Source organism: Blautia sp. 210820-DFI.6.14, from assembly GCF_020558815.1.
Lineage (GTDB): Bacteria > Bacillota > Clostridia > Lachnospirales > Lachnospiraceae > Blautia_A > Blautia_A obeum.
This window is the reverse complement of sequence record NZ_JAJCKS010000005.1, coordinates 134,137-153,927: the sequence shown is the minus strand read 5'-3', so window position 1 is coordinate 153,927 and position 19,791 is coordinate 134,137. Positions and strand designations below refer to the sequence as shown.

16 protein-coding genes are annotated in these 19,791 nt (G+C 42.2%); 3 read left to right on the top strand and 13 right to left on the bottom strand.

Translation table 11 applies throughout. The features are described from left to right. Window positions 1-8: 8 nt before the first annotated feature. The 3 genes from ade to LI112_RS06520 all read right to left on the bottom strand — a co-directional run bounded on the left by ade (window position 9) and on the right by LI112_RS06520 (window position 4,771). On the bottom strand, window positions 9-1,712 hold the full coding sequence (ade, locus tag LI112_RS06530; RefSeq protein ID WP_227190376.1) for an adenine deaminase: 1,704 nt from the start codon (window positions 1,710-1,712) through the stop codon (window positions 9-11). Window positions 1,713-1,801: 89 nt separating this feature from the next. After that, window positions 1,802-3,991: a DNA topoisomerase III gene (locus LI112_RS06525; RefSeq protein ID WP_227190375.1), complete on the bottom strand. Its 2,190-nt coding sequence runs from the start codon at window positions 3,989-3,991 to the stop codon at window positions 1,802-1,804. 114 nt (window positions 3,992-4,105) lie between these two features. Further along, the gene (locus LI112_RS06520) at window positions 4,106-4,771 is read right to left on the bottom strand and encodes a response regulator transcription factor (RefSeq protein WP_005426890.1); all 666 of its coding nucleotides are present in this window, start codon (window positions 4,769-4,771) and stop codon (window positions 4,106-4,108) included. Window positions 4,772-4,931: 160 nt separating this feature from the next. On the opposite strand from LI112_RS06520, the gene LI112_RS06515 reads away from it, so the two are divergent. Further along, window positions 4,932-5,855: a diacylglycerol kinase family protein gene (locus tag LI112_RS06515; protein ID WP_055055490.1), complete on the top strand. Its 924-nt coding sequence runs from the start codon at window positions 4,932-4,934 to the stop codon at window positions 5,853-5,855. 47 nt (window positions 5,856-5,902) lie between these two features. On the opposite strand, the gene LI112_RS06510 is transcribed toward LI112_RS06515, so the two are convergent. Both LI112_RS06510 and mutY read right to left on the bottom strand, forming a co-directional pair. After that, complete coding sequence (locus LI112_RS06510; protein WP_005426893.1) at window positions 5,903-6,916, bottom strand: glycosyltransferase family 2 protein; 1,014 nt, start codon at window positions 6,914-6,916, stop codon at window positions 5,903-5,905. Continuing rightward, entirely contained in the window at window positions 6,913-7,971 is a 1,059-nt protein-coding gene (mutY, locus tag LI112_RS06505; protein WP_227190383.1) for an A/G-specific adenine glycosylase, read from the bottom strand. Before mutY ends, LI112_RS06510 begins: the two co-directional genes overlap by 4 nt. Before the next feature lie 191 nt (window positions 7,972-8,162). Between mutY and LI112_RS06500 the strand changes: the two genes are divergently transcribed. Further along, the gene (locus tag LI112_RS06500; protein WP_173903997.1) at window positions 8,163-8,783 is read left to right on the top strand and encodes an HAD family hydrolase; all 621 of its coding nucleotides are present in this window, start codon (window positions 8,163-8,165) and stop codon (window positions 8,781-8,783) included. A 63-nt stretch (window positions 8,784-8,846) separates the two neighbouring features. Here LI112_RS06500 and LI112_RS06495 read toward each other — a convergent pair whose 3' ends face one another. The 8 genes from LI112_RS06495 to gap form a co-directional block, all read right to left on the bottom strand. Next, entirely contained in the window at window positions 8,847-9,143 is a 297-nt protein-coding gene (locus LI112_RS06495) for a DUF3784 domain-containing protein (RefSeq protein WP_005426901.1), read from the bottom strand. A 23-nt stretch (window positions 9,144-9,166) separates the two neighbouring features. Beyond that, complete coding sequence (locus LI112_RS06490; protein ID WP_227190374.1) at window positions 9,167-10,942, bottom strand: L,D-transpeptidase family protein; 1,776 nt, start codon at window positions 10,940-10,942, stop codon at window positions 9,167-9,169. Window positions 10,943-11,159: 217 nt separating this feature from the next. Continuing rightward, window positions 11,160-12,701 carry a 2,3-bisphosphoglycerate-independent phosphoglycerate mutase gene (gene gpmI, locus LI112_RS06485; protein WP_227190373.1) on the bottom strand — a complete coding sequence of 514 codons (1,542 nt, stop codon included), beginning with the start codon at window positions 12,699-12,701 and terminating at the stop codon, window positions 11,160-11,162. A gap of 83 nt (window positions 12,702-12,784) precedes the next feature. Next, entirely contained in the window at window positions 12,785-13,933 is a 1,149-nt protein-coding gene (locus LI112_RS06480) for a DUF2974 domain-containing protein (RefSeq protein WP_227190372.1), read from the bottom strand. A gap of 71 nt (window positions 13,934-14,004) precedes the next feature. Beyond that, a complete protein-coding gene (locus LI112_RS06475; RefSeq protein ID WP_195967177.1) occupies window positions 14,005-15,300 on the bottom strand; it encodes a homoserine dehydrogenase in 1,296 nt (431 codons plus the stop codon). 338 nt (window positions 15,301-15,638) lie between these two features. Further along, a complete protein-coding gene (gene tpiA, locus LI112_RS06470) occupies window positions 15,639-16,388 on the bottom strand; it encodes a triose-phosphate isomerase (protein WP_227190371.1) in 750 nt (249 codons plus the stop codon). Window positions 16,389-16,405: 17 nt separating this feature from the next. Then, window positions 16,406-17,602 (bottom strand): phosphoglycerate kinase, encoded by a 1,197-nt coding sequence (gene pgk, locus LI112_RS06465; protein ID WP_005426908.1) that lies wholly within the window; start codon window positions 17,600-17,602, stop codon window positions 16,406-16,408. Between the two features lie 123 nt (window positions 17,603-17,725). After that, on the bottom strand, window positions 17,726-18,745 hold the full coding sequence (gene gap / locus LI112_RS06460; RefSeq protein WP_005426909.1) for a type I glyceraldehyde-3-phosphate dehydrogenase: 1,020 nt from the start codon (window positions 18,743-18,745) through the stop codon (window positions 17,726-17,728). A 209-nt stretch (window positions 18,746-18,954) separates the two neighbouring features. Between gap and LI112_RS06455 the strand changes: the two genes are divergently transcribed. Next, window positions 18,955-19,773, top strand: coding sequence for a histidinol-phosphatase HisJ family protein (locus tag LI112_RS06455; protein ID WP_227190370.1), 819 nt, complete (start codon window positions 18,955-18,957; stop codon window positions 19,771-19,773). The last annotated feature ends 18 nt before the right edge of the window (window positions 19,774-19,791 follow it).

The window sequence follows — 19,791 nt, the reverse complement described above, 5'->3', positions numbered from 1 at the left end:
ATCTGTCTTTAATTCTGATAAAACTCACCGCTGCACACATTATAGATTCCCCGTGGAGTAACGCGTATCTCTGGAATGACCGGCAGAGCCATAAAGGACAGAGTGATAAATGGCGCCATAGCATCCGGCACACCCATCTCGTGTGCCTTGTGGATCATTCGTTCCAGTTTTCTATGACTGTACTGAAAACCTGCATCACTCATCAGTCCCATTACCGGAAGTTCCAGTGTATCATATACATGATGATCTGCAACCAGTGTATAACCGCCCTGCGTACGGATCAGTTCCTGTACAGCAAGATACATATCTTCATCATTGTCACCAATTACAATGATATTGTGAGAATCATGGGATACACTTGACGCAATTGCACCACCCTGAATACCAAATCCACTCACAACACCGACACCTGTTTTTCCAGTTGCTTTGTGCCTTTCAACCACCGCAATCTTCTGATACTGTTCATCTGCGGTGAACACTCCCATTTCATGAAGTATCTGTACATTTTTACGGACAGTTGTAATTTCACCTTCCTGCATTCCGACTACATTGAATATACCATCCGGAGATTCCAGCCGCAAGTCTTCCTTTGAGAATTCTCCAACATGAACTGTATTTTTCAGTTCTGATGGACATTCTTTTACAATGATCTCTCCATCCTGATCAATTTTTCTGCCCTTATAGTAAACATCCTGGATCGTCATCTTTTCAAGATTATCCACAACAAGCAGATCTGCCTGATATCCAGGTGCAATCGCCCCAAGATGTGTTAATCCATAACATTTTGCAGAATTGATGGTTGCCATACAGATTGCATCTATCGGATTCATTCCGAGTCCGATAGCCTTACGTACATTATGGTCGATATGACCTTCTTTTTCAATATCTTCGATATGTTTATCATCTGTACAGAAGCAGAATCCCTCTCCATTCATCTGATTCTCTACGATTCCATTCACAATTGCTTTCAGATTTCTTGCAGCACTCCCTTCACGAATATGTACGATCATGCCATTTCGACGCTCTTTCATCGCATATGCAAAATCTGAACATTCATGATCTGTAGCAATTCCGGCCATCGCATATGCCTGCAGATCCATATCAGAAAGAAATGGTGCATGTCCATCCCTGACTTTATCCCTGAACAGTTCCAGTTTCTGGTGCATGGCTTCATCACCCTTTACAACTGATATGTAGTCCATGACTTCACCCAGTCCGAGAATTCTTTTTTTTGAAAGATAAGGTTCCATATCCTGTGCAGTAAGCGTGCATCCATTATCGTCGATCGCAGTTGCCGGAACACAGGATGGCATCATAACAAAAACATTGGCATCCACGTCTTCTGTCTGATTCAAAATATAATCAATGCCCTTTAATCCGGACACATTGGCCGATTCATGTGGATCTACGATAAACGTTGTCGTTCCATGCCTGGACGCCACTGTTACCAGCTCTGCCGGAGTCACAAGTGTAGATTCCAGATGCAGATGACTGTCTATAAATCCCGGACAGACATACCTGCCGCCCAGATCTGTTTCTTCTTCACCCTGGTAGTTTCCGATTCCAACGATCATTCCATCCTGAATCGCAATATCACCTTCCAGGATCTCTCTGGTAAAAACATTCACAATACGGGCATTTTTCAGTACAAATTCTGCTTTTCTCAGTCCACGGGTTACTTTTGAACATTTCTGATATTTCTGTAACTTCATAAAGCCCACACTCCTTTTTATTACTGCCCTTTACAGCAGTTCTATTTTTACCTTATTCTATTATTATCTGTGAAACTTCCGGCAGAAATTTAATCCAGTTTAATCCCGGAAAGTGCCTGTGCAAACGCATTATTTACTGGTTCTGCTGCTTCTTTCTGCTGTTTTTTCAGATATTTCTGTACGTCTCTTTTGTTGACACCGGCTCCTTCTTTGGTTCTTCTGGCCTGGAAAGATGACAGTTTCTCTTTATATCCACATACACATACAAATGTTTCTTCTTTGCCTTTGACCAGCATCTCCATTCGCTTGTGACATTTCGGACATCGTGCATTTGTTGTACGTGAAATTGTCTCTCTGTATCCGCATTCACGGTCCTGACACACCAGCAGCTTACTGTTCTTGCCATTTACTGCAAGCATTCGTTTACCACAGTTCGGACAGATCTTATTCGTCAGATTATCATGACGGAAGGTTCCCGTTCCTGTCTTGATCTCACCAACGATCTCCTCGGTATATTCGCGAATTCCATCAAGAAAGACTTTCTGTTTCAGTTTGCCTTTGGATATATCAGACAGTTTCTTTTCCCAGTCTGCTGTCAGTTCCGGCTTCTTAAGTTCTTCCGGTACAAGTTCCAGAAGCTGTTTTGCTTTGGAAGTCAGATAGATTTCATTGCCTCTCTTTTCCATAAGGAAGGTGTGGAAAAGTTTTTCAATAATATCTGCTCTGGTGGCAACTGTGCCAAGTCCACCGGTTTCTCCCAGCGTCTTTGCTGCTTGTGTATCTTTTGAGGACATATATTTCACCGGATTCTCCATTGCCGCCAGAAGCGTTGCCTCAGTAAAATGTGCCGGCGGCTTGGTCTTACCTGTTGTCAGACGAACACTGCCTATCGGAAGCTTCTCTCCCTGTTTCAATACCGGAAGCTTCTGGTCTTTCAGTGTCTGCTCTTCTTCGTCATCGTCCGTGCTTCCGCCTTCGTAAACTTCTTTCCAGCCAGCACTCACAACCGTCTTGCCACTTGCCACAAAACTCTGTCCCGCTGCCTTCCCTTCCATGGAAGTCTGTTCATATTCAAATGGAGAATAAAGAACACTCAAAAATCTCCGCACAACCATATCATAGATTTTGCGCTCTTCATTTGTCATATGATCCAGCTGTACAAACTGCTCTGTCGGAATGATTGCATGATGGTCACTGACCTTTTTATCATCCACGAAACTTCCGTTTGTATGGATTGGTTTAGTAAGCAGCGCACCGGCAAGTTTTCGATATGGGCCGGTTCCACAGGCTTTCAGTCTCTCTTTGATCGTCGGGACAACATCCTTGCCGATATAACGGGAATCCGTTCTCGGATACGTAAGTACCTTATGATTCTCATATAATCTCTGCATGATATTGAGTGTTTCTTTTGCGGAAAATCCATATTTCTGGTTTGCTTCCCGCTGCAGAGTCGTCAGATCATAAAGTCCGGGAGCCATTGTTTTCTTAGGCTTTCTGTCCACAGATACAAGTTCCAGATCCGTATTGGAAATCTTCTTCTGGATCTCCTCCGCACGCTCTTTCTGAAAAGTTCGATAGCTTCCGTTCTTCGCATCTTTCCATGTCCACTGTATTCCACCAGCCAGCAAAGTTACTCCAAAGTAATCCTCTGGTTTAAACTTACGTATTTCTTCTTCTCTTCTCGCAATGATTGCAAGTGTCGGTGTCTGTACACGCCCGCAGGAAAGCTGTGCATTATGTTTACAGGTCAGCGCTCTTGTTCCATTGATTCCAACCAGCCAGTCTGCCTCTGCTCTGGCAACTGCCGCACGATAAAGATTATCATAATCTCTGCCGTCTTTCAGATTGTGAAATCCGTCACGAATTGCTTTATCGGTTACTGAAGATATCCACAGACGGCGAATTGGTTTGTGACATCCGGACTTATCCAGAATCCAGCGGGCAACCAGTTCTCCCTCTCTTCCGGCATCGGTTGCAATGATGATATCACCGATATCTTTTCGGAACAGCTGTGTCTTCACTGCCTGATATTGTTTGGAAGTCTGTCGGATAACGACAAGTTTCATTTTATCCGGCATCATCGGCAGAGTTTCCATATCCCATTTCATATATTTCTTATCATATTCTTCCGGATCTGCAAGTGTCACAAGATGTCCCAGGGCCCATGTTACAACATATTCTTTGCCTTCAAGGATTCCGTTACCCTTCTGGGTACAATGGAGTACTCTTGCAATATCCCTTGCTACAGATGGCTTCTCTGCTATTACCAATGACTTCATACTTCTGCCTCTTTCTCAGGTTATTATCCGTTGCTGTCTGTTTTCCCAGCAAGCTTTCAGTTAAATCTGCTTTGATGTGAGTATATCATATCCCAACAAAAAAAGGAAGGTATGTCACCTTCCAATCTTATATCCTACGCCACGCACTGTTTCAATCAAATCTCCGGCGCTTCCCAGCTTCTGCCTGAGTGTCCGGATATGTACATCCACAGTTCTGCTTTCACCATCAAATTCATATCCCCATATCTGATTCAGAAGCTGTGTTCTTGATAAAACCATTCCGCTGTTTTTCAGAAGCAGCACTAGCATCTCATACTCCTTCAATGTCAGATTAACAGGTTCCTGATCCACCGTCACTATATGTCTTCCCGGACACAGATACAGGTTTTCCAGATGGTATTCTTCTGCGCCTTTATCCTCTGCCCGACGAAGCCGTGCCTTGATACGTGAGATCAGCTCCATCATACGAAACGGCTTCGGGATATAATCATCTGCACCGCTGTCCAGTCCCATGACCACATCATATTCTGTGCCTTTGGCCGTCAGCATGATTACCGGAATCTTGCGTGTGTCCGGTCTGGTACGCAGTTTTCGTAAAATCGATATTCCGTCTTCTTCAGGAAGCATGATATCCAGAAGGATCAATGCCGGCACTTCTTTCTCCAGTTCTTTCCAGAACAGGGACGGTCGTTCAAATCCTTTTGCATCCATTCCCTGACTCTTTAATGTATATACTACAAGTTCACGAATACTCTCATCGTCTTCTACAAGATAGATCATTTATTTCCTCCTGCCTGTCTGTTTCTTCACAAACAGGTTCTTTTTTATCTTTTTGCAAAGTATAAAAAATGAACGTTAAATTTCCGGCCTGCACAGTGTTAAATGTTTGTAAATTTCTGTCGAACATGCTATGATAAACGAGAACATAAGGGAGGAACTCATGTACTATTTTATTATAAATCCCAACTCCCGTTCCGGCAAAGGTGCTCTGATCTGGAGGGATCTGGAGAACATTCTGCGTGAACGGAATATTAAATACCAAACTTTTTTTACAGAATATAAAGGACATGCTGTTAAGCTTTCTGCTTCCATTACTGCCTCGATTCCGGAAGATAGTCAAATCAAGCTGATTGCCGTTGGCGGTGATGGTACGATACAGGAAGTCCTGAGCGGAGTAAAAGATATTTCCCGTGTCATTTTCGGCTACATTCCCACCGGATCCGGAAACGATTTCTGCCGCAGTATGAAACTTCCACAGGATCCTATGAAGGCACTTGAACTGATTCTTTCCGATAAACGTCCACATCTGATGGACGTTCCTCATATTTCCTGTGGTTCCAGCAGCAGTCGTTTCGCGATCAGCTGTGGAATCGGTTTTGACGCAGCGGTATGCCATGAAGTTGGCGTCACTCCTATGAAAAAAGTCCTGAACAAAATCGGCCTCGGCAAACTGGTCTATCTCTTTGTCGCATTGAAACAGTTGCTTTTCCTGAAGCCATCTTCTATGACACTGCTCATGGATGACAATAAAAAAGAAGAGTTTTCCAAAGTATATTTTACTGCCATCATGAATCAGAAATACGAAGGCGGTGGATTCAAATTCTGTCCCGATGCCAGTCCTTCCGACGGCTATCTGGATGTGATCGTTGTAGACAGTTTGAGCAAACCCAAAGTAATATGTTGTCTTCCTACTGCTTTCTTCGGAAAACATACACATTTCAATGGTATCCACATTTTTCGCTGTAAAAAAATTGATATCCACAGTGAAGCCAGACTGGCCGTACATAAAGACGGAGAATCCGCTGGCCTTTTGCATGATTTTTCTGTATGTATGGAACCGAAACAAATCAATATGATCTCATAGAAGTAATTTCTGCAACGCAAAAAACTTCCCCATAAAGGGGAAGTTTTTTAGTTGAATCCATAGAATTTCTGACATACTTTGTAAGCAGCTACGAACATTTTGCGTCCACCTCTGCCCGGAAGATTGGCTGCACGTCCCAGAATACTGTAACGCAGTTTATGATACAGCCAGAGATCCTGTTCACGAATATACTCCAGCATTTCTTTTTTCTTATCCAGTGCTTCCTGAGTACCTGCACGTACCAGCATGATCGAGGACACGGTCGTAATGATATCCAGATAGCTGAGCATATATTTCTTAAGATGTTTACTGTCAAACTGACAATTATGGAATGCGTCCGCCATCAATTTATTGACACGGATCTGCTGGTCAATTCTCTTAATCATTACCTTTTCATTGACAGACTGATCATCTCTTCCGATAAAATAACGATAAAAATTGACATCCAGATAGTACATGTTCTTCACAAACGGAAGCGGCTCAAATGCAAACAGGTTATCCACATAGAATGTATGCTTCGGCAGTTCCAATCCACATTCGTGAAGCAGTTTTGTACGATAAATAATAGAATGCATCAACAGATATTTACCTTTTGACATATGCACACTGTCCCATCCGAAAATTTCATTCACCGGAAGACAATGTCTGTACTGCATGACTTTTTTTCTGGAAGCACCCTGTTTTTCATATACAAAATTGCTGATCAGCATATCCAGTGTTTTTGGTCCTCTTGTCAGTTCTTCAAGTGTTTTTAAGATTTGTTTATATGCCTCTTCATTTACCCAGTCATCACTGTCAACAACTTTGAAATAAAGGCCTGTCGCATTACGGATTCCGGCATTTACTGCTTCACCATGACCACCGTTTTCCTGATGAATAGCTTTTATGATCGTCGGATATTTTTCGGCATAAGCATCCGCAATCTCAGCAGTTCGGTCAGAAGAACCATCATTGACCACAAGGATCTCCACTTCTTCTCCACCTTTTAACAAAGATTCGATACATTTCTCCATATATGCTTCTGAATTATAACACGGAATTGCTATACTCAACAATTTCATTTTCCAGATTCCTCCTTCATGTATTTTACATAAGCTCTGAATGCAGACGGAATCGCGTACTGCTTTTCAGACTGTTTTTTCTCAGCAAAAATAAATGGCAATCCTCTGTCTGTGTCCAGCGCTGCCACCCGAATCAGATATCCGGTCATCCTCCATTCAATATGCGAAAAAATATGCTTCGCATCCGGAAGTTTCTCAATATAAAGCGGTTCCAACTGCATATTTTTTACCTTATCCAGCACTTCCTCCCGTGTAAGATGGCCCAGAAGATTCGGAAGCTCATATAATCCGGCAAGAAGACCTTTTTCCGGTCGTTTCTGTATAGCAGTTTTCTCTCCGTCCTGAATCACAAGCACTGTCCTGTTTTGCAGAATACGCTCCTTCTTCGGTGCTTTGACCGGCAGCTCCTCTACTGTTCCGTGTCTGTATGCAAGACAGTACTCCGACACTGGACATGCTTCACAGCGTGCTGATCCATTCGGTACACAAACCACTGCCCCAAGTTCCATCAGCGCCTGATTAAAATCTCCTGGTGTCTCTTCCGGCATTATCCCCAAAAGGTTTTCTTCAATCTGCCGGCGTACTGACTGTTTCATAATATCCTGTCTGTCCTCTGTAATTCTGGATATCACACGAAGAACATTTCCATCTACTGCCGGTACCGGAATCTGATAAGCAATGGATGCAATCGCACCTGCTGTGTAATTCCCGATTCCTTTCAGACTCAGCAGTTCTTCGTAAGAAGCCGGAAGTTCTCCCTCGTATTCACAAACTACCGTCCGGGCTGCCGTCTGCATATTGCGGACGCGATTATAATATCCCAGACCTTCCCAGAGCTTCATCAGCTTCTCTTCCGGGCATTCTGCCAAAGCCTGGACATCTGGAAGCTCTCCGATAAAACGCTGAAAATAAGGCTTCACGGCCTCAACTCTTGTCTGCTGAAGCATAATCTCCGATACCCACGTATAGTAGGCATTGTTTTGATCTCTCCAGGGAAGAATCCGTTTATTCTGTCTGTACCAGTCTGTAAGAGGTTGTACGATTTCATTCAGCATGCTTCTGTCTTTTATCTGATCATTTTTCATCTTTTACCCTCAGTATGTTTTAGTATAACATAATTTCAGCCAAATGCCAGTTGATTTTTTTTATTTTACCGGATAGAATGTTATTACTTGGGATCATACCTGTAAATAATTATCTCCCATTACTAAAATTAATATTATTTTTGATACGAAAGGACCCTATTATGGACAGTATTATTTTTGATGTTGATGGAACTCTGTGGGATTCAACAGAAAGTGTTGCTCAGTCCTGGACCGCATATCTGCGGGAAAAAGAACATATGGATATTACCCTGACATCAGCCCGTCTGATGACACTTTTTGGGCAGACTCTGTCTGATATCGCACGCCAGATTTTCCCTGACTGTTCAGAAGCAGAACAGCTTCGCCTTATTGATGGATGCTGCCAGGCCGAACATGAAGCTCTCTTAAAAAAATGTGCCCCACTTTATGAGGATCTTGAAAAAATGCTGCAGATCATGTATAAGAAATATCCACTCTATATTGTCAGTAACAGTCAGAGTGGCTATATTGAAGTTTTTCTTCAGACATCAGGTCTTGAAAAATATTTCAAAGGTCATCTTTGTAATGGAGATACCGGTCTGGACAAAGGCTCCAATATCCGTAAACTTGCAGACACATATGATCTGAAATCCCCCGTATATGTCGGTGATACGTTTGGCGATTACCAGGCATGCCAGAAAGCAAATGTTCCTTTTATCTTTGCTGAATACGGCTTCGGAGAAGTTCCAAAACCGGATGCACGCATCTGCAAACCAATGGATCTTGTCAATATTTCTTTATAAATTCTCTCAAACAAAACAGGCACGGAAGATTTTTATCTCCCATGCCTTGTTTTATCTTTGTATTTATTTCTTGATGCATTTCTTTTTCAGGTATACCACAAATCCTACAAGAATCGCAAGAATTGCAAGAATATAAATAAACTTTGCAGTAAGACTTGTTGTGTAGGAATCTATAAATGTCACGATACCAAACAGAATCAATGTCACTCCGGATCCCTTAGTCATTTTTTTCTCATCATACTTTTCTTTGCGAAGTTTTGTGTTTCCACCCTTCAGAAAAATATCGCCATGTCCTGTCAGAAGCATGATTCCAACGATCAATGCTATTCCCGCAAGGATAAAATCAAATGATCTGTCCATTTTTTATCTCCTGTAATTATATATTAGTAAAAGCATACGATTGGCACACCATACTGTATGATATCATACAAAACTGCTGCATTATCCGGTGGAAGATTGATACATCCGTGAGATCCGTCTGTAAGATAAATATCACCGCCGAATTCATCTCTCCATGACGCATCGTGGAACCCAATACCTCCATCAAATGGCATCCAGTACTGTACCTCTGATTCATATTCATAAGTTCCGTCTGCTTTCATGGTTCCTCTCAGTACATCCGGACTTTTCTTATAGTACAATGTAAAGATACCTGCATGTGTCTGACGATCAGCATAACTCATATTTCCAGATACAAAATCTGACTCAAAGATATCGGAACCATTTTGATAATAATACATATGCTGTTCACTTAAATCTACTTCTATATAAGTATCACCCAGATCATTCACTCCGTAAGAATTGGCCGTCTGTGAATAAACAGGCTCTCTGGTCGTCTGTGTACCAGACTGAATTTCCTGACTCAGCTGAGCAGCCTCGGCAGCCTGATCGATTTTCCAGCCATATACAGAGCTGGAAACGTAAACGGTTCTGCCACTTGTGGTCTGGAACTCACGCTCTGTACCGACCGTATCATAAGTAGCTGCAAGCTGTGCAACATAATCTGATACATGCTGCTGGAAGGAATTATCATCCCAGATCAGCTGACCTTTCTCATCAAACTGCAGCCAGTCTTTGATCGTGTCGCCATTCAGAGTTGTTGTCTGACTGCCAAATGTATAGGTAATACTTGCTTTTGTATAATTATTACATGCTTCCAGTGCAGACTGCAGTGCCGGATCATCCTGTGTAACCTCTGCATTCACATATGCTTCCGGTGTATCACTGAAATTTACCGAAGTCTGACCTGCATCTACAGCAGCATTCAGTACTTTATATGCTTCTTTGATATTCAGTTTACTTCCCACTGTTTCCGGTACGATCACAAACTGTCCGTTCTGATATGCAACATATGCATTTTCCGGTTCTGTCTGATTCTCTGCCTGGGCACAGCTGAGTGTCTTAAGCTGTTCTTGCAACTGTGTTCTGTTATACCCTGTATTCTCGGATACAGTATAACTTTTCTGTTCATAGAGTCCTCTGATCCACTCATATGGCTTCTGCTGTTTCAGGAGCTTCAGAACTTCTCCTGTAGAAAGGTACTGATAACTGATATCCGCTCCGGAAATCGTCTGTGGTGCCTGATCTCTGGCTGAAACTTCAATGGTATAATTCTCAAACTTTTGTTTGAAAAGATTTTCTACCTCTGCTGCCGTCATCTGAGAACAGTTCACACCATTGATCCACGTACCTTCAAAGAATCTGTCCGCAAAATAATAACTTGCAGCCGCATAAGCACTCCCGCCAAGAACTACGATCATCAACATAATAAGGCCAAAAATCCGCGCCCCTTTGTGTTTCTTCGCAGATTTAGAATTCTGATACTCTGGTTTTGCTGATCTGTTCTTTTGCGTATTTGTTTTTCTGGATTTTTTCTTCCTGGAAGTTGACTGATCCGGCATTTCCATATCATCTACCGGAACATATACAACCGGACCTGGTCTGGCAGATTTGCGATGCTGTCTTACCGGCTGTGGATCTGGTTCTTCCTCTGCAGAATCATCATAATCTCCAAGGTCATCCATCTCATCTTCGTCCGTTTCCGGTGGAGCTATGATTTTATCCATGGTTGCATTGATTTCTTCTTCAATGCCTGTATTCTCATCCGACACTCCAGAAGTGTCTTCCTGAAGTCCGTCCTTCATTTCTTTGTTGCTCATTTAATATACTCCCTGAATATAAACAATTGAATACAACCATCTATTTATCCTGTTTTTTCCTGTAACGTTTCCATTATAACATACTTCTGTATTTTTGCACCTTAATTTATTGCTTTTTTATATTCTTTTTCCGAGGGTTGGAGCATTATAGTAACAAACCCCTGAATCTTAAGACTCAGAGGTTTGTTCAAAGTTCTGTTTATTTTAGATATTGTGATTATTTCTCAACCAGAAGACTTTCTCCCGTCATTTCTGCAGGCTGTTCCATTCCCATCAGCTGAATCAGAGTCGGGATGATATCTGCGAGGCATCCATTCTCTCTCAGAGTGTATTTCGGATCAGCGTTTACAAGAATGAACGGAACCGGATTCGTTGTATGAGCAGTCCATGGCTCTCCTGTCTCATAATCAATCAGCTGCTCTGCATTTCCGTGGTCAGCACAGATAAACATCTGTCCGTCAACTTCTTTGAGAGCTTCTACTGCTCTTCCCACACATCCATCAACTGTTTCGATTGCTTTGACAGCTGCTGCCTGTACACCAGTATGACCTACCATATCCGGGTTTGCAAAATTGATAATGATCACATCATATTTATCAGATTTGATTGCATCCACCAGCTTGTCACAAACTTCCGGTGCGCTCATCTCCGGCTGAAGGTCATAAGTTGCAACCTTCGGAGATTTAACGAGAATTCTGTCTTCTCCTTTGTTTGGTTCTTCTACTCCACCGTTAAAGAAGAAAGTAACATGTGCATATTTCTCTGTCTCAGCAATACGAACCTGTGTCATATCATGAGCCGCAAGATATTCACCAAATGTATTCTTAAGAAGTACTTTGTGGAACGCAACCTGTTTGTTCTGAATTGTTTCATCATAATCTGTAAAGCAGACATAAGTAAGATCCAGTTTCTTAGCTCTTTCGAAGCCTTTGAATTCATCATCGCAGAATGCTCTTGTGATCTCACGTGCACGGTCTGGACGGAAGTTAAAGAATACTACAGAATCTTTGTCCTGGATCTTTGCAACCGGCTGTCCGTCTTTCTCAATAACTGTCGGAAGGACGAATTCATCTGTCTTATCATTATCATAGGAAGCCTGAACTGCTGCTGCAGCGTCTGTACCTTTGACACCTTCACCTTCTGTCAGGGCTTTGTATGCAAGTTCTACACGATCCCAGCGATTATCTCTGTCCATTGCATAGTAACGTCCGGAAACAACACCGATCTGTCCAACACCGATTTCTTTCATCTTGGCTTCCAGCTGTTCAATGAATTCTTTTCCTGATGCCGGCGGTGTATCACGTCCGTCAAGGAAGCAGTGTACATAAACTTTATTAAGTCCTTCTCTCTTTGCCATCTCAAGCAGTGCATAGAGATGTGTATTGTGGCTGTGTACACCACCATCAGAAAGAAGTCCCATAAAATGAATAGCAGAATCATTTTCTTTTGCATTTTTCATTGCTGCAAGAAGTGCTTCATTCTTGAAGAAATCTCCATCGTTGATTTCTTTTGTGATTCTGGTAAGCTCCTGATATACGATACGGCCTGCTCCCATATTCATATGTCCTACCTCGGAGTTACCCATCTGTCCATCCGGAAGACCTACTGCCAGTCCACTGGCGTTTCCTTTTACAAATGGATATTCTGTCATTAATTTATCCATAACAGGGGTTTTTGCTTCATAAATTGCATTTCCCTCATGTCTGTCATTCAGTCCATAACCATCCAGGATCATTAAAACGGTTGGTTTCTTACTCATAATATTCTCCTTTTATTGTATATTTGTTCTGCATTTTAGCGCAGTATTACTGGTATCTTTTCCTATTATATAGTACCAAAAATTTAGAATTTTTCAAGGATTTTATCAGAAAAGCTTAACGGAAGTACGGATAGTTTGTCTTTCGTATCTGCCTGGAGCTGTTCAAGCCAGCCTCCGCAGATTGCTGTCAGAAGTTCCATCATCATTCCACGGGATTCCGGAGCAAATTTTTCCACACGTTTCACCATCGCAGCCAGACTTTTCAGTCCTCCGGACTGTACTTCACTCAGATTCTCGTAACCGGATGCCTGTAATGTTGCAAAAAGATCTTCAATCAGAAGTCTCTTCTGTTCCGTATCCATACCATCGATCCATTTGTGCAGGATTTCAATAAATCGGAGTGCCGTTTTGTTCAGACTGTCTCGCCGTACCAGCGCCGGTCCCTGCACCTCCCAGGAAAATCCATCATGCTGGAGAAGTCCCTTACTAGAGCTTGCAACAATAACTGGTTCTTTTTCATGCTCCAGAAGCGTCCCTATAATAGAATACTCCGGAATAATACGTATAATCTTCGGCATCATTTCTTTCATTTCCGGCAACTCTTGAAATTCTCTGGAGAATCCGGGCCCGTCATTAGAATAGATTTCAAGTATCTTTTCATGAGCACTTTTGCACATCACCGAGCCATAAATCGCAAGGTTTCCACCTTTAGAATGTCCTCCGACTCTGAGCATTCCATCTGTATGTTCCGAGATTTTCTGTAAATACTCTATGGCTCTTTTTTGTGCCGGAACTACACCTGTGCTGAGATTAAAATCTTCTTTCCATCCTATGATCGTATCATCCGTTCCGCGAAAAGAGACATAGGAAGTGCCATCCTCCAGAACAATTTCCATTGCAGCAAACTGCTGCTCAGCTTCCGTTACAATATCATTCACATAATTTCTTACCACACATTTTCCAAATCTGACAGACTTCGCCATTTCCATCATCATAAACGGAGCCAGGCGGATAAAAGATTTATCCGCCTCCAGTTCTTTCATCGTATGAAGTTTCATAAATTCTTTCGTCAGCTTTTTCAGTCCGATTCCCTTCTGTTTTGTCACTGCCGAAATTCCATCCAGATTCACATATGAAAAACATGCAAGAATCAAATTGTCCACTTCGTTAAACTGCGACTGTTCAAAGGAAAGATCCCCTCTCCAACTGATGTAATCCATAATATTTCCCATAAGCAACCCCTTTTGTGAAATTTTATACTCCGTCCACAAAGCAACTTAAGGTATCTCTGATCTATACGATCTTATTCTCCATATACACGAAGCATGCTGCTTACTTTACGTACTGAGCTTCTTCCACTCAGTTCTTCCATTGCCGTACGGAAATCACCTTCGCGAACTTTGGCTGTGATGACAACAACTTCGGCACTTTCTTCTGCACGGGCAGCTTTCTGAATGATCTGTGCTACGCTGACTCCATATTTTGCAAAGACAGCAGTCATTTCAGCAAGTACACCACAACGATCCTCTACGATCAATCTCATAAAATAACGATTATAAGTATCTGCCATCTTCTTTACCGGAAGTTCTTTATAACAGGTACATCCGATTCTGGCACAGCAGTTTGCCTTAATATTTCTTGCAATATCAAAAAGATCTCCTACAACAGCGCTTGCTGTCGGAAGCTCACCTGCGCCACGACCATAGAACATGGCATTTTCTACTGCATCACCATTGACAAATACAGCATTATAAGAATCATTTACAGATGCAAGCGGATGACTGCTTGGAATCAGCATTGGGCAAACATATGCTTCAATTCCCTCTTCTGTATTCTTTGCAACTCCAAGAAGTTTTATGTCACATCCCATTTCTTTGGCATATTTGATATCTTTTGCTGTAATCTTGGTAATTCCTTCAATATAAACGTCATCAAAAACAACTCTGGAATTAAATGCTACAGACGCGAGAATTGCCACTTTTCTTCCTGCATCCAGTCCTTCAATATCTGCTGTCGGATCGGCTTCTGCATAGCCAAGTTCTGTTGCAAGTGCCAGTGCATCTTTGAATTCCATTCCATCCTGGGTCATCTTTGTAAGAATAAAGTTTGTTGTACCATTGACAATACCCATAACTTCTGCCATATGATTACCGGCAAGACATTCTTTCAATGGACGAATGATCGGAATTCCACCTGCTACAGCTGCTTCAAACAAAAAATCTACATGATGTGCTTCTGCTGCATCAAGAAGTTCTTTACCATGTACCGCAATCAGATCTTTATTTGCCGTTACGACATGTTTTCCTGCATTTATTGCTGCCAGTATGTAGCTTCTTGCCGGTTCAATTCCACCGATCAACTCGATCACAATATCAATTTCCGGATCATTTACGATTTCATCCCAATTGTTGGTCAGAACGGCCGGATCTTCAACCTTTGCAGCAGCTTTTTCCAGATTACGTACCAGGATCTTCTTGATTTCGATCTGACTTCCAAGCTTCGGAATCATGTCTTCTTTCTGCTTCTGTAATACCTTATATACACCTGTTCCTACTGTACCAAAGCCCAGAAGGGCAGCACGAATGACTTTTTTATCCATTTTGAAATAGGCTCCTTTCTCCTCGTCCCTTATCTCTTTGTTCTTATATTACTGTTCACAGGTAATATCCCGCGAGGTGTTTTTCCATGAATATGGCAAAATCCCGAGACATACGGGGCAAAATGCTATCACCGAAGGTGATGTGGAATGCATTTTAACCAAGCTACTGTGAACGAAGTGAACAGTGAATATTTTACCACTTGTGTTTAATAGTATTGTATAAAGCGGATTTTGTCAAGCGCGGACATTTGTACGTCTCTGGAAACAAAAAAAAAAGCCAGATACCTCTTACCTGGCCGGTTTGAAGTATCTGACTCTTAAAATCATCTTATTGATAATTATTTGTAGTTAACAATCTTTCCGAAATCTGGTTTCAGGGAAGCTCCACCAACAAGTCCACCATCGATATCACCCATTGCAAACAGTTCTGCTGCATTTCCTGCATTTACAGATCCGCCGTACTGGATACGGATAGCTTCTGCTGTATCTGTGTCATAGATTTCAGCAACACACTCACGGATACCTTTGCAGATTTCCTGAGCCTGTTCGCTTGTAGCTGTTTTACCTGTTCCGATAGCCCAGATTGGTTCATAAGCGATAACCATAGTTTTAGCCTGGTCAGCTGTTACGTTCTGAAGACCAACTTTAACCTGCTGACGGATCCAGTCCATAGTGATGCCCTGTTCTCTCTGCTCAAGAGATTCTCCGCAACACATGATTGGTGTAATGCCATGTTCGAAAGCTTTAAGTACTTTCTTGTTAACGTCTTCGCTTGTTTCTCCGAAGTAATCTCTTCTTTCGGAATGTCCAAGGATAACATATTTAACACCAGCGTCAACCAGCATAGCCGAAGCGATTTCACCTGTGTAAGCACCTTTTTCTTCGAAGTACATGTTCTCTGCTGCTACAGCAATATTTGTACCTTTGCAGGCTTCAACAACCGGAACGATGTCGATTGCCGGAACACCGAATACTACGTCTACTTCATTGTTCTGTACAAGTGGTTTCAGAGTTTCTACTAATTTAACTGCTTCGCTTGGAGTCATGTTCATTTTCCAGTTTCCAGCGATAATTTTCTTTCTTGCCATTTTTATTATCTCCTTTTTTATTTATCATTAGCTGCTGCTACGCCTGGCAGTTCCTTACCTTCAAGGAATTCCAGAGATGCTCCACCACCAGTAGAGATGTGAGTCATCTTATCACCATAGCCAAGGATATTTACTGCTGCTGCGGAGTCACCACCACCGATGATAGTTGTAGCTTCTGTATCTGCAAGAGCTTTAGCAACTGCTTCTGTACCATGAGCAAAATTCGGCATTTCGAAGCAACCCATTGGTCCGTTCCATACAACTGTCTTAGCATCTTTTACAGCGTCACAGAAAATCTTTTCTGTTTCTGGTCCGATGTCCATTCCTTCCCAGCCGTCCGGAATGCATCCACGTTTTACAACCTGGATATTGCAGTCGTTAGAGAAGTCATCACCGATTCTGTTGTCAACAGGAAGAAGAAGCTTAACGCCTTTTTCTTCTGCTTTTTTAAGCATGTCTAATGCATACTGAAGATAATCATCCTCACAGAGGGAATTACCAATGTGTCCGCCAAGAGCTTTGGAGAATGTATAGGACATTCCACCACCGATGATCAGAGTATCAACTTTGTCAAGAAGGTTGTTGATAACAGAGATCTTGCTGGAAACTTTCGCTCCACCAAGGATAGCTACAAATGGTCTCTCCGGATTTTCTACTGCATTTCCAAGGAATGCGATTTCTTTTTCCATCAGATATCCAACAACTGCGGTATCTACATATTTGGTAACACCAACGTTGGAGCAGTGTGCTCTGTGAGCAGTACCAAATGCATCATTTACGAATACATCGCAAAGGGAAGCAAGTTCTTTACTGAACTCATCACCGTTTTTGGTTTCTTCTGCACGATAACGTGTATTTTCAAGAAGAATAACTTCTCCGTCTTTCATGTCAGCTACTGCTGCTTTTACGGTATCATCAACAACAACCGGGCTCGGAACGAATTTAACTTCCTGTCCCAGAAGCTCTGTGAGACGTTTTGCAACAGGTGCAAGAGAAAGTTCCGGTTTTGGTTCTCCCTTCGGTTTGCCAAGGTGTGAGCAAAGAATGATCTTTCCGCCATCTGCGATCAGCTTCTTGATTGTAGGAAGAGCTGCTACCAGACGGTTCTCATCTGTGATTTTGCCGTCCTGCAGAGGTACATTAAAGTCACATCTTACCAGAACTCTCTGGCCTTTTACATTGATATCATCAACGGATTTTTTGTTTAATCCCATGCTAATATTCCTCCAAATTCATAAAAAATGGGCCCGGTCCAAATCAGACCGGACCCTGACTGAGTCTATTTGTGTCATTGCAAAATGCAACAACTTACTCCACACTTTAACTTATGGACTTAATTAAGCGTTCAGAAGTTTTCCAAAATGTTTGATTGTACGAACCATCTGGCTTGTGTAGGAGTTTTCATTGTCATACCATGAAACAACCTGTACTTCTGTTGTGCCGTTCTCAAGTGGCAGAACCATTGTCTGAGTAGCATCAAACAGAGAACCAAATCTCATACCAACGATATCGCTGGATACGATTTCGTCTTCGTTGTATCCGAAGGATTCGTTAGAAGCTGCTTTCATAGCTGCGTTGATCTGCTCTTTTGTAACGTTTCCTTCAACTACTGCTGTAAGGATTGTTGTAGAACCTGTTGGGGTTGGTACACGCTGAGCGGATCCGATCAGTTTGCCGTTCAGTTCTGGGATAACCAGACCGATTGCTTTTGCAGCACCTGTGCTGTTCGGAACGATGTTAACTGCAGCTGCACGAGATCTTCTCAGATCACCTTTTCTCTGCGGTCCGTCAAGTGTCATCTGATCACCTGTGTAAGCGTGGATTGTGCACATGATACCAGATTTGATCGGTGCAAGATCGTTAAGAGCCTTAGCCATTGGTGCAAGGCAGTTTGTTGTACAGGATGCAGCGGAGATGATTTTATCTTCGTTTGTAAGTCCTTCATGGTTTACATTGTAAACGATTGTTTTAAGGTCGTTTCCAGCCGGAGCGGAAATAACAACATGTTTAGCACCTGCATCAATATGAGCCTGAGCTTTGTCTTTGGATGTATAGAAACCTGTGCACTCGAGAACTACGTCTACACCGATTTCTCCCCAAGGAAGTTCTGCAGCGTTAGCTTTTGCATAGATTTTGATTTCTTTTCCGTCAACTGTGATGGAATCTTCTCCTGCTACTACTTTGTCAGCCAGAGCATATCTTCCCTGAGTTGAGTCATATTTTAATAAGTGAGCCAGCATTTTCGGGGATGTAAGGTCGTTGATAGCAACGATTTCAAATCCTTCTGCTCCAAACATCTGACGGAATGCCAGACGACCAATACGGCCAAATCCATTAATTGCAACTTTTACTGCCATGATAAATTCCTCCTATGAAATAAATGGTTGATTATGGCGTTTGTTAAAGAAACGTCAACCTATTGCATATTGTATCGAATCTCGTACAAAAATTCAAGGGGATTTTATAAAAAACATCAGAAATTTCTATTTAAAAGGAAATGAAACCATAGCATATGCGATTTTTGCATGCTATAATAATGTCAATCCATACAAAGGAGGATACAAAAATGTCAAATCAGATCTTATGGGACTGCCATATGCATTCTTCTTTTTCTGCTGACTCAGACACATCTATGGAAGATATGATCCGCGAAGCAATCTGCCGGGGTCTCACCGGCATCTGTTTTACAGAGCATCTGGATCCTGATTACCCACCTACACCGGATAATGAAATATTTGAGCTGGATCTTGATGGATACAGAGAGACTCTCTTTAGACTCCGAGAAAAATATCAGAAGGAACTACAGATTCATTTCGGTATTGAGCTTGGTCTTCAACCACATTTGAACAGTTATTTTCACAAGCTTTTGAAAACCATGCCGTTTGATTTCGTAATTGGATCTTCTCATATTGTACACGGATATGACCCTTATTATAAAGAATATTTTAAAGGGCGCGAAGAATCTGCATGTTACCAGGAATATTTTGAATCCATTCTCGAAAATCTGCATGCATTTTCTGAGATGGATGTATATGGACATATTGATTATATTGTACGCTATGGCCCGAATCAGAATAAATACTATACTTATGAACGTTACCAGGATATTCTTGATGAGATCCTGCGCACCGTCATTGCCAGGGGACGGGGAATTGAGCTGAATACCGGCGGTTTCCACTACGGCCTCGGAGAGCCAAATCCCTGCCGTGCAGTCATTCGCCGCTATCGCGAACTTGGTGGTGAGATCATCACTGTCGGTGCTGATGCACATGGACCGGAAAAGATTGCCTATGATTTCGATAAGGCTGCTGCAATACTTGCAGACTGCGGTTTTAAGTACTATACTGTATTCCAAAACCGTAAACCGGAATTTGTCAAATTATAATTTTCAGATAAAGATACA

Bases quoted from the DNA above. Each gene is read 5' to 3' on its own strand.
- mutY (WP_227190383.1), bottom strand. From the start codon at position 7,971: ATGCTGAATGAAATCGTACAACCTCTTACAGACTGGTACAGACAGAAT.
- LI112_RS06515 (WP_055055490.1), top strand. From the start codon at position 4,932: ATGTACTATTTTATTATAAATCCCAACTCCCGTTCCGGCAAAGGTGCT.
- LI112_RS06510 (WP_005426893.1), bottom strand. From the start codon at position 6,916: ATGAAATTGTTGAGTATAGCAATTCCGTGTTATAATTCAGAAGCATAT.
- pgk (WP_005426908.1), bottom strand. From the start codon at position 17,602: ATGGGATTAAACAAAAAATCCGTTGATGATATCAATGTAAAAGGCCAG.
- ade (WP_227190376.1), bottom strand. From the start codon at position 1,712: ATGAAGTTACAGAAATATCAGAAATGTTCAAAAGTAACCCGTGGACTG.
- gpmI (WP_227190373.1), bottom strand. From the start codon at position 12,701: ATGAGTAAGAAACCAACCGTTTTAATGATCCTGGATGGTTATGGACTG.
- LI112_RS06490 (WP_227190374.1), bottom strand. From the start codon at position 10,942: ATGAGCAACAAAGAAATGAAGGACGGACTTCAGGAAGACACTTCTGGA.
- LI112_RS06455 (WP_227190370.1), top strand. From the start codon at position 18,955: ATGTCAAATCAGATCTTATGGGACTGCCATATGCATTCTTCTTTTTCT.
- LI112_RS06475 (WP_195967177.1), bottom strand. From the start codon at position 15,300: ATGGATAAAAAAGTCATTCGTGCTGCCCTTCTGGGCTTTGGTACAGTA.
- tpiA (WP_227190371.1), bottom strand. From the start codon at position 16,388: ATGGCAAGAAAGAAAATTATCGCTGGAAACTGGAAAATGAACATGACT.
- gap (WP_005426909.1), bottom strand. From the start codon at position 18,745: ATGGCAGTAAAAGTTGCAATTAATGGATTTGGCCGTATTGGTCGTCTG.
- LI112_RS06500 (WP_173903997.1), top strand. From the start codon at position 8,163: ATGGACAGTATTATTTTTGATGTTGATGGAACTCTGTGGGATTCAACA.
- LI112_RS06525 (WP_227190375.1), bottom strand. From the start codon at position 3,991: ATGAAGTCATTGGTAATAGCAGAGAAGCCATCTGTAGCAAGGGATATT.
- LI112_RS06495 (WP_005426901.1), bottom strand. From the start codon at position 9,143: ATGGACAGATCATTTGATTTTATCCTTGCGGGAATAGCATTGATCGTT.
- LI112_RS06480 (WP_227190372.1), bottom strand. From the start codon at position 13,933: ATGGGAAATATTATGGATTACATCAGTTGGAGAGGGGATCTTTCCTTT.
- LI112_RS06520 (WP_005426890.1), bottom strand. From the start codon at position 4,771: ATGATCTATCTTGTAGAAGACGATGAGAGTATTCGTGAACTTGTAGTA.